Annotated in this window: 1 protein-coding gene; it reads left to right on the top strand. The window is 64.9% G+C overall.

The annotated features are described in order from the left end of the window. Window positions 1-283: 283 nt before the first annotated feature. On the top strand, window positions 284-1,690 hold the full coding sequence (gene leuC, locus AC1D00_RS39110) for a 3-isopropylmalate dehydratase large subunit (protein WP_135179256.1): 1,407 nt from the start codon (window positions 284-286) through the stop codon (window positions 1,688-1,690). Window positions 1,691-1,899 lie beyond the last annotated feature (209 nt).

A 1,899-nucleotide genomic window follows, 5' to 3' on the forward strand; every position in this document is an offset into this window, starting at 1 on the left:
CTGGATTGCTTCGCTGCGCTCGCAATGACGAACTTGAAGCACTCGCGCTTTTACCGCTGCATGCTATATAGCTTCTAGAATGTTTCCAGATCTGACCAGCCTCGCCCCCGTCAAGCGCATCGTCATCGACGATCGCTCGCGGCTGCCTGGCCGGTTCTTCGGACGCTTCGCGACCTCGGCAACGTCAGAGCTTACGCGCGCAGCCTAAAAGCTGCGCTGACGATTTTGTTGCCCGCGCGCCACCCGCGCTCTTCGCTGACACACATTCCCGGAGCTCAAGCTCATGTCCAAGCCGACCACATTGTACGACAAGATCTGGAACGACCATCTGGTGCACGAAGCCGACGACGGCACCTGCCTGCTCTATATCGACCGCCATCTGGTGCACGAGGTGACCTCACCGCAGGCGTTCGAAGGCCTGCGCGCGACCGGGCGCAAGGTTCATGCGCCGGAAAAGACGCTCGCGGTCGTCGACCACAACGTGCCGACCACCGACCGCTCCAAGCCGAATCCCGATCCGGAGAGCATCGAGCAGATCAAGGCACTGGCCGACAACGCCAAGGAATTCGGCATCGAATATTACAACGAGTTCGACAAGCGCCAGGGCATCGTCCACGTCATCGGCCCCGAGCAGGGCTTTACCCTGCCCGGCACCACCATCGTCTGCGGTGACAGCCACACCTCGACGCATGGCGCGTTCGGCGCGCTCGCGCACGGCATCGGCACCTCCGAGGTCGAGCACGTGCTGGCGACGCAGACGCTGATCCAGAAGAAGGCCAAGAACATGCGCGTCACCGTCGACGGCAAATTGCCTGACGGCGTGACCGGCAAGGACATCATCCTCGCCATCATCGGCGAGATCGGCACCGCGGGCGGCACCGGCTACGTGCTGGAATACGCCGGCGACGCGATCCGCGCGCTCAGCATGGAAGGCCGCATGACGGTCTGCAACATGTCGATCGAGGGCGGCGCCCGCGCCGGCCTCGTCGCGCCCGACCAGAAGGCCTACGACTTCCTGCGTGACCGCCCCAAGGCGCCGAAGGGCGCGGCCTGGGACGCGGCGATGCGCTACTGGGAGAAACTGCGCTCCGACGAAGGCGCGCATTTCGACCACGAACTGCGCCTCGACGCTGCAAAGCTGCCGCCGATCGTGACCTGGGGCACCAGCCCCGAGGACGTCATCTCGGTGACCGGCATCGTGCCCGATCCCGACAAGATCGCGGACGAGGCCAAGCGTCTCTCCAAGCACCGCGCCTTGAAGTACATGGGCCTGACCGCGGGGACGAAGATCACCGACATCAAGCTCGATCGCGTCTTCATCGGCTCCTGCACCAACGGCCGCATCGAAGACCTACGCGCCGCCGCCAAGATCGCGGAAGGCAAGCAGGTCTCCGCCAGCGTCAACGCCATGGTGGTGCCGGGCTCGGGCATCGTGAAGGAGCAGGCCGAGGCTGAGGGTCTGGACAAGATCTTCATCAAGGCCGGCTTCGAGTGGCGCGAGCCGGGCTGCTCGATGTGCCTTGCCATGAACCCGGACAAGCTCAAGCCGGAAGAGCGCTGCGCCTCGACCTCGAACCGCAATTTCGAGGGCCGCCAGGGCTTCAAGGGCCGCACGCATCTGGTGTCGCCGGCGATGGCGGCCGCAGCGGCGATCGCGGGCCACTTCGTCGACGTCCGGGAGTGGCGCTAAGCTGCTCCCCGCAATTTGAGCTAAAGCGGCAAGCGGCTGTTAAGCGGCAGCGCCGACATTGTGTCCTCGCGACGGCTTCGCGAGGACACGCCTCATGGCCAACAAGCCTGAATATGTCGATCTGATCAGCGAGGCGACCCGCCAGCACCGGCGGCGCGCGACGCCCTTGCGCATCGTCGCCAAGCCCGAGGTCGAGGAGACCTCAAAGC

The organism is Bradyrhizobium sp. P2_E8, assembly GCF_056403875.1.